8 protein-coding genes are annotated in these 7,436 nt (G+C 71.0%); 7 read left to right on the forward strand and 1 reads right to left on the reverse strand.

Going from position 1 to position 7,436, the window contains the following annotated elements; genetic code table 11:
- Positions 1 to 39: 39 nt before the first annotated feature.
- Positions 40 to 315, reverse strand: coding sequence for a LysR family transcriptional regulator (locus C1A33_RS37470; protein ID WP_101832375.1), 276 nt, complete (start codon positions 313 to 315; stop codon positions 40 to 42).
- Between the two features lie 178 nt (positions 316 to 493).
- Here C1A33_RS37470 and C1A33_RS16470 point away from each other — a divergent pair, with 178 nt between their 5' ends.
- From C1A33_RS16470 to C1A33_RS16500, 7 genes are all read left to right on the forward strand, one after another.
- Complete coding sequence (locus C1A33_RS16470) at positions 494 to 1,792, forward strand: amidohydrolase/deacetylase family metallohydrolase (protein WP_243407625.1); 1,299 nt, start codon at positions 494 to 496, stop codon at positions 1,790 to 1,792.
- A gap of 2 nt (positions 1,793 to 1,794) precedes the next feature.
- On the forward strand, positions 1,795 to 3,321 hold the full coding sequence (locus tag C1A33_RS16475) for a DUF6986 family protein (RefSeq protein ID WP_133150692.1): 1,527 nt from the start codon (positions 1,795 to 1,797) through the stop codon (positions 3,319 to 3,321).
- Between the two features lie 122 nt (positions 3,322 to 3,443).
- Complete coding sequence (locus tag C1A33_RS16480) at positions 3,444 to 4,595, forward strand: inorganic phosphate transporter (protein WP_243407626.1); 1,152 nt, start codon at positions 3,444 to 3,446, stop codon at positions 4,593 to 4,595.
- On the forward strand, positions 4,592 to 4,876 hold the full coding sequence (locus C1A33_RS16485; protein ID WP_101832378.1) for a hypothetical protein: 285 nt from the start codon (positions 4,592 to 4,594) through the stop codon (positions 4,874 to 4,876). Before C1A33_RS16480 ends, C1A33_RS16485 begins: the two co-directional genes overlap by 4 nt.
- 57 nt (positions 4,877 to 4,933) lie before the next feature.
- Complete coding sequence (locus C1A33_RS16490; protein ID WP_207770337.1) at positions 4,934 to 5,242, forward strand: DUF3349 domain-containing protein; 309 nt, start codon at positions 4,934 to 4,936, stop codon at positions 5,240 to 5,242.
- A 99-nt stretch (positions 5,243 to 5,341) separates the two neighbouring features.
- Positions 5,342 to 6,004: a cysteine hydrolase family protein gene (locus C1A33_RS16495; RefSeq protein ID WP_101832379.1), complete on the forward strand. Its 663-nt coding sequence runs from the start codon at positions 5,342 to 5,344 to the stop codon at positions 6,002 to 6,004.
- Between the two features lie 333 nt (positions 6,005 to 6,337).
- Positions 6,338 to 7,436, forward strand: a 1,099-nt coding sequence (locus C1A33_RS16500) for a DUF222 domain-containing protein (protein WP_165818430.1), incomplete at its 3' end; no start/stop codon positions are given.

Here is a 7,436-nt window from a genome sequence, read left to right on the forward strand (position 1 = left end):
GGGGAACCGTCTACCCGGCCGAGAGGCCGGCGCGACCCGTCAGGCCTTGCGCGCCCCCGCGCCGTAGCCGCGGACCTCCGCCGCGGCGACCGCGGCCCGCGCGCCGTCGAGGAACACCCGCCCGGCCGCGGTCAGCCGCACCCCACGGGTCGTCCGTTCGAGCAGCTCCACCTCCAGCTGCCGCTCGAGGGCACGGATCTGCTGGGACAGCGACGGCTGCGCGATGTGCAGCCGGTCCGCGGCCCGGGTGAACGAGCCGTCCTCGGCGACGGCGATGAAGTAGGCCGCCTGCCGAAGGTTCAGCCATCCCCGCATCCTTCAGTTCTATCCCGCAATCCATAGGCGAACGCCTATGGATTGCGGGCACTCTGGGTCTTGGACGGGCACCCCCACGGCGACGGACGATCGAAGGCGATCGGACCAGTTCGCCGACGACGTGGTCGGCTCGGACGCCCGCCCCGGCCTCGGCGTCCCAGCAGATAGGACACGCACGGTGACCAATGTCATCCTCGCCGGCGGCCGGGTCATCGACCCCGCCCGCGGCCTCGACCTCGTCGCCGACGTCGTCTGCGCCGACGGCCGGATCCGGTCCGTCAAGCCCCCCGACACCGGACCGCACCCCGCCGGCGCGACGGTGATCGACTGCACCGGGCTGCTGGTCACGCCGGGGCTGATCGACCTGCACACCCACGTCTACCCCGGTCTGGGCGACTTCTGCGTGCATCCCGACCGGGCGGGCGTCGACGTCGGCGTGCCGGTCGTCGTCGACGGGGGGACGTCCGGCGTGCGGACGTTCGGACTGGCCCGCGCCTTCACCGAGAGCGAGGCGGTGCGCACCCGGGTGCTCGCCTTCCTCGACCCGTGTCTGCTCTACCTGGCGACGAAGGACTTCATCGCGCACCGCCTGGAGATCGCCAACGACCCGCGCAACCTGGACCTCGACGCCACCGCCGCGACCGTCGACGAGCACCGGGATATGATCGTCGGCTTCAAGGTGCGGGCCACCACCACCGGTGACCCGCGGCACTCGCCGTTCCTGGAGGGCGCGAAGTCGATCGCCGGCGACCTGCCGATCATGGTGCATCTGGGCCGCTACCCGCACACGCCGAGCCTGGCGAACCTCGACGCGATCACCGCGCTGCGCCCCGGCGACATCGTGACCCACGCCTTCCGTGGCCACTCCGGGATCCTGGTCGACAGCGGCATCGGCAGGGCCGTCGACCCGCGCTTCGCCGCCGCCGTCGAGGCGGGCGTACGCCTGGACGTCGGCCATTCCGGCTCCGACTTCCGTTTCGCCGCCGCCCGCGCGCTGCTCGATCTCGGCTATCCGCCGACCACGATCAGCACCGACCTGAACCTGTTCAACATGTCCGGCCCCGTCTGGTCGCTGCCGGAGACGATGTCGAAGATCTGGGCGCTCGGCGTCGACCTCGTCGACGTCATCGCCATGGTGACGGCTAACTCGGCGGCGGCGATCGGCCGCGGTGACGAGCTCGGCACCCTCGACGTCGGCCGGGATGCCGAGGTCAGCGTCCTGCGAGTGGAGACGGGTGACTTCGAACTCACGGACGGTTTCGAAACAGTTCGCCATCCCCGCCGGCTCGCCCCCGTCGGCTGCCTGCGAGCGGGTGTTTGGTACAAATCACGCGAGCAGCTCACATCGCACGAGCAGCTCACATCGCACGAGCAGCTCACGCCGGGCCGCACCGCGGCCCCCCGGGACGCCGCCGTCGGCGCCGCGCATCGACCCCCCCGATCGGTGCGCCACGCGTCGGCGGCGGCTTCGGGGTGATCATGGTTTACATCATCACCGCGGCGTGCCTCGACGTCATGGACCGCTCCTGCGTGGACGAGTGTCCCGTCGACTGCGTCTACGAGGGCCGCCGCAAGCTCTACATCCATCCCGAAGAGTGCATCGACTGCGGAGCCTGCGCACGGGTCTGCCCGGTCGACGCGATCAGTTGGGACCGCGACGCCGACGCGGACCCCACCGCCACCGATCTCACCGCCACCGACGAGATCCACGCGCACCTCGCCGCCCCGCTCGCCGCCGTGGACGCCGATCTCACCGCCCGCCACCCCGCCGCCAGCGCGGACGCCGACGCCCACTCCGACGCCCGCCGTTCCCAGCCCGTCCACACCTGCTACCTGCCGGCGGACCAGATGAGCCCGGACATCGTCCCCGTCTGGGCCGCGCGGGCGACCACGCTGCTGGCCGCACACGGCAGCGATCCCGCGACGCTGGCGGCCGCGACCGGCGGCGACCCGCACCCCGCCACGGCGGCCGCGGTGCACGCCCACGTCACCCGCGTCCTCGCCACCGAGCCGATCCAGGATCTGCGCGTCGACCTGGAGGACGGCTACGGTCCGCGACCCGACGCCGTCGAGGACGCCGACACCGAGCGCGCCGCCGCTGCGCTGCGGGCCGCGTCCGCCGCCGGCACCCTCCCCGCTCGCTACGGGCTGCGACCGAAGTCCCTCGACCCGACGGTGCGCGCCCGAGGCCTGCGCAGCCTGGACCTGTTCCTGAGCGCGCTTGTCGCCGACGCCGCACCGCCGCCGCCCGGCCTGGTCCTGACCCTGCCGAAGGTCGGCGACCCACGGCAGCTCACGGTGTTCGTCGCGGTGCTGACCGAACTGGAGCGCCGCCTTGGTCTCGCTCCGATCGGTGTCGAGGTGCAGGTCGAGACGCCCGCGGCGGTGCTCGCCCTGCCCGAGCTGGTGACCGCCGGACTGGCGCTCGGACCTGGGCGCCTGGTCGGCCTGCATGTCGGCACCTACGACTACTCCGCGTCGCTGGGCATCGGCGCCGCCGACCAGGCGAGTGATCACCCGGCGGTGGAACACGCGACGACGATGATGCAGCTGGCCGCGGCCGGCACCGGCATCGAGGTCGCGGACGGCTCGTCGAACCTGCTGCCCAAGGACGAGCAGCCCAGCGACGAGCGGACCGTGCACCGAGCCTGGCGCCGGCACGCGGGCCTGGTCCGCCGGGCCTGGCACCGCGGCCTCTACCAGGGCTGGGACCTGCATCCCGGCCAGCTGGTGAGCCGGCACGCGGCCGTCGGCGGTTGCCTGCTGGCCGGCCTCGACGCGGCACTGGCCCGGCTCGGCGCCTATGTCTCTGGGATCGAGGGCGCTGGGATCGAGGGCGCTGGAACCGTGAGCGGTGCGATCGCCGACGAGCCGGCGACCGGGCGGGCGCTGGCCGGTCACGTCCGCCGCGCGCTGGACGCGGGCCTGCTCGACGACGCGGGACTGGCCGCGGCCGGCCTGCACCGAACGGTGGTCGACCGGCTCGCCACCGCCTCCCCGAGCTAAACCCAATGGAACGCGTGCGCAGCATTAACACTGGGTAAATAGATGGGAAAATCGCTGACCATCAGGCTGTGAGTTCTCATGACAGGTCGACATGTCGCCCGTCCACGGTTACAACAGTCATCGTGAACGACGGCGTGTTGGTACTGGTGGTCATGACGGCGCTGGCCTTCGACTTCACGAACGGTTTCCATGACACCGGCAACGCGATGGCGACGTCGATCGCGACGGGGGCACTACCGCCGAAGATCGCCGTCGCACTGTCAGGAGCGTTGAATCTCGTCGGCGCCTTCCTGTCGCTGAGCGTGGCCGCGACCATCGCGAGCGGGCTGGTCAACACCCATCTCGTGACCCTCACCGTGGTGTTCGCCGGACTGGTCGGCGGCATTACCTGGAATCTGCTCACCTGGTTCTTCGGAATCCCCTCCAGCTCATCTCACGCGCTCATCGGGGGCGTCATCGGAGCGACCATGGCCGCCGCCGGATCACACGGCGTCAAATGGCATGGAGTTGTCTCGAAAGTCATCATTCCGGCCGGGCTGTCGCCCGTCATCGCGGGTCTGATCGCGACCTGCGGCACCTATCTGGTCTACCGACTGAGCCGCAACGTGCCCGACGGCACCCGCAACCACGGTTTCCGCATCGGCCAGATCGGGTCCGCGTCGCTGGTCTCCCTCGCTCACGGCACGAACGACGCCCAGAAGACGATGGGTGTCATCACCCTGGCCCTCATCGCCAACGGCACCCTGAACTCCGGTGACCAGGCCCCGTTCTGGGTGATCCTGAGCTGCGCGATCGCGATCAGCGCCGGCACCTACCTGGGCGGCTGGCGGGTCATCCGGACCCTGGGCAAGGGCCTGGTGGAGATCGACTCGCCGCAGGGCATGGCCGCCGAGTCCTCCTCGGCCGCGACCATCCTGCTGTCCAGCCACTTCGGCTACTCCCTGTCCACGACGCACGTCGCGACCGGCTCGATCCTCGGCACCGGGCTCGGCCGCAAGGGCGCCGAGGTCCGCTGGGGGGTGGCCGGCCGGATGGCCACCGCGTGGCTGCTGACCCTGCCAGCCGCCGGCCTCGTCGGCGCGATCTGCTATTGGATCGCCGACGGCATCGGCGGCACCGCCGGCGTGGTCGTCGTCTTCGCCATCCTGGTGATCGCCTCGGTGGCGCTGTACCTGCAGGCCCGCAAGACTCCCGTCAGCCACCACAACGTCAACGCCGAGTGGGACGGCACGGTGGTCCCGGCCGACGCCAAGAAGGAGCCGATCGCAGCATGAACTCCTGGATCGACCTGGACGCGCTGTGGCACATCGTGGCGGTCGGCCTGCTGGCCGGCGCCGGTCTGCCGGCGGTGTTCGCGCTCGGACTGCGCGCCGTCAGCCTGCCCGGCCGCGGCGGCGCCCCCGATGCCGAAACCACCCCCGATGCCAGGACCACCCCCGGTGCCGACCGGATCATCGGCACCAACCCGATCGGCATCGCCGCCGGAGCCCTCTGCTTCGCGATCGTGCTGGCCGGCATCGCCTGGGGCATCTACTCCGTCGTCGCCGGGACCTGACCCCTCGCGGATCCACGTAGGCCCAGTCCTCACGTAAGGAAGGTGAACGGCGTGGCGATGCCGCCGTTTCTGGCATCGGTCATCGAGTGGCTGCGCGCCGGGTACCCCGAGGGCGTCCCCGAGCACGACTACCTGCCACTGTTCGCACTACTGCGACGCAAGCTGACCGATGACGAGGTGACCACCATCGCCGACGAGCTGAGCGCCCACGGCGACCCCGCGTCAGTCCTCGCGATCCACACCGCGATCGCCGAGGTCACCCAACAGCCCCCACTGGACGGCGACATCAACCGCGTCAGCGCCCACCTCGCCGCCGGCGGCTGGCCCCTCGCCGACCCAGCCCGCACGACTCCGGACGGCGCCTGACCCCGGAGCTCGTACCGGCGGAGCTCATGACAACGGCTTCTGGCGGGCATCAGCACTGGTACTTGGACTCCACGGCGACCGTTCCCCGACGATGGGCCGGTGCCCGGATCATCCTCGGTGAACGGGTGGGCGCTGCTCACCATCGACGTCCAGAACGACTGGAGCCTGCCGGCCTCCCCGCACGCGGTCCCCGGCACCGACGAGCGGGTACCGACCATGGCCCGGGTCGTGGCCGGCTTCCGCGCCGCCGGGCTGCCGGTCATCCACGTCGTGCGCCTCTACCTCGCCGACGGCTCCAACGCGGAGCTGTGCCGGCGCGACCGCGTGGCCGCCGGGCCTCCCCTCGTTCGACCGGGCGGTCCCGGCAGCCAGGTCCGCGCCGAGCTGCACCCCGACCCCCCGTTCATCCTCGACCATCCCGCCCTGCTGGCGGGCGGCCTCCAGCGGGTCGGCCCCGCGGAATGGGCGATGTACAAACCCCGATGGGGGGCGTTCTTCGCGACCCCGCTCGAGGATCACCTGCGGGCGATCGGGGCCGAGACGGTGGTCATGATCGGCACCAACTTCCCGAACTGCCCGCGGACCACTGTCTACGAGGCCAGCGAGCGTGACTTCGAGCTGATCGTCGTCCCCGACGCCCTCTCCCAGGGCTATCCCCGGGCCTTCGACGAGTGCGCCGGGATCGGCGCCCGGCTCCTCTCCGCGGACGACCTGCTCACCCAGCTATCAACAGCCGCGAACGTGGGCTCGCCGCAACGCTGACCAGCCGCTGACCGCCGTTCCGCCCGCGGCGACCCGCGGCGACCGTCGATCGCGCGGGACTCGTTGGCACCGGTCTTCCCCGATCCACCGTCGGAGCCACGCCAGCGCTCGGTCGTTTTTCACACGCGATCACCAACCGATCGCCATCCGGTAGACCGTGCCGGCGGATCGGCCGACTCCATGCGGTCCCGCCGGACCCGGGTTTCTCGCCCCTACGGTGATCGTCCCGTGCTGGAGGGAGCCTTTACGTCAAGGCAAAAAACTGTCGGAGGCAGGTGCGAGGATCAACCCCGTCCGTTGATCGTCCACTCACCCCTGAACCAGGTGACCGCCATGGCCCCCGACCCCACACCGCCGCCCGACACCGCCCAGCCGGACACGGCCGCACCACCCTCCGGCGCGATACCCGCCGAGCAGGACGCCGAGGACCTCGCGGAACTCGCCGATCTCGCCCTCAACGCCGACAACGTGCCCACCGAGGTACTCGGAGACGCGATCCGCCGCTGGTCCGGACGCCTCACCGCCGGCACCTGCCTATGGCTGTGCCTCATCGCCGTGTTCGACCAGAAGAAGATCTGGCAGACAGACGGCCAGCCCTCCTGCGTCGACTGGCTCGCCGCCCGCTGCGACCTGACCAGCCCCACCGCCCGCTCCTACCACCGCGTCGCCACCGCCCTACGCACCCTCCCCCTCATCCGCCACGCCTTCGCCCGCGGCCAGCTCACCTACACCAAAGTCCGCGCCCTGAGCCGCATCGCCACCCCCACCACCGAACACACCTGGCTCGACCACGCCCACAGCAACACCGCCGACCAGCTCGAACACCTCATCACCAGCCACCGCCAGAAAACCACCAACCCCACCACCACCCACACCAAGCGCAGCCTGCGCTGGCGCCCCCGCACCAACGGCATGATCACCCTCACCGTCGTCCTCACCGCCGACGAAGCCACCCACCTCGCCACCGCCCTCCACGCCACCCGCGCAAGCCTCGACGACACCACCCCACCCACCACCGACACCGACACCGACACGGCGAGTGTCACCAACAGCGGCAGCGGCAGCCCACCACCCACCAACACCCACGAGACCAACACCGACGACACCGACCCCGACGGCGACGGTGAACCCCCCACCAACGACGTCGACGCCCTCCTCGCCCTCGCCACCGCCTTCTTCCACCACCACACCCACAGCCACCACAGCAGCGAACACAGCACCAGCCAGAACGAGAACCACCCACACGACACCACCAACACCGACGACGGCGACCACGGCGACCCGGGAGGCGAGGACCGTCAACAACCACCAGGACAAATCCAAGGCACCCTCAGCGGCATCCTCGGACCCCACATCGGACTACCCGCCACCGTCCTCGAACGCCTCGGCTGCGACACCTACCTCCGCGACCTCCACACCGACCAGCACGGCA

Origin of the sequence: Frankia canadensis (genome assembly GCF_900197875.1) — a bacterium.
Classification (GTDB): Bacteria; Actinomycetota; Actinomycetes; order Frankiales; family Frankiaceae; genus Frankia; species Frankia canadensis.

What these genes read in the sequence shown, in the direction of transcription:
- C1A33_RS37470 (WP_101832375.1), bottom strand. Translation starts at nt 315, where the DNA reads ATGCGGGGATGGCTGAACCTTCGGCAGGCGGCCTACTTCATCGCCGTC.
- C1A33_RS16475 (WP_133150692.1), top strand. Translation starts at nt 1,795, where the DNA reads ATGGTTTACATCATCACCGCGGCGTGCCTCGACGTCATGGACCGCTCC.
- C1A33_RS16485 (WP_101832378.1), top strand. Translation starts at nt 4,592, where the DNA reads ATGAACTCCTGGATCGACCTGGACGCGCTGTGGCACATCGTGGCGGTC.
- C1A33_RS16490 (WP_207770337.1), top strand. Translation starts at nt 4,934, where the DNA reads ATGCCGCCGTTTCTGGCATCGGTCATCGAGTGGCTGCGCGCCGGGTAC.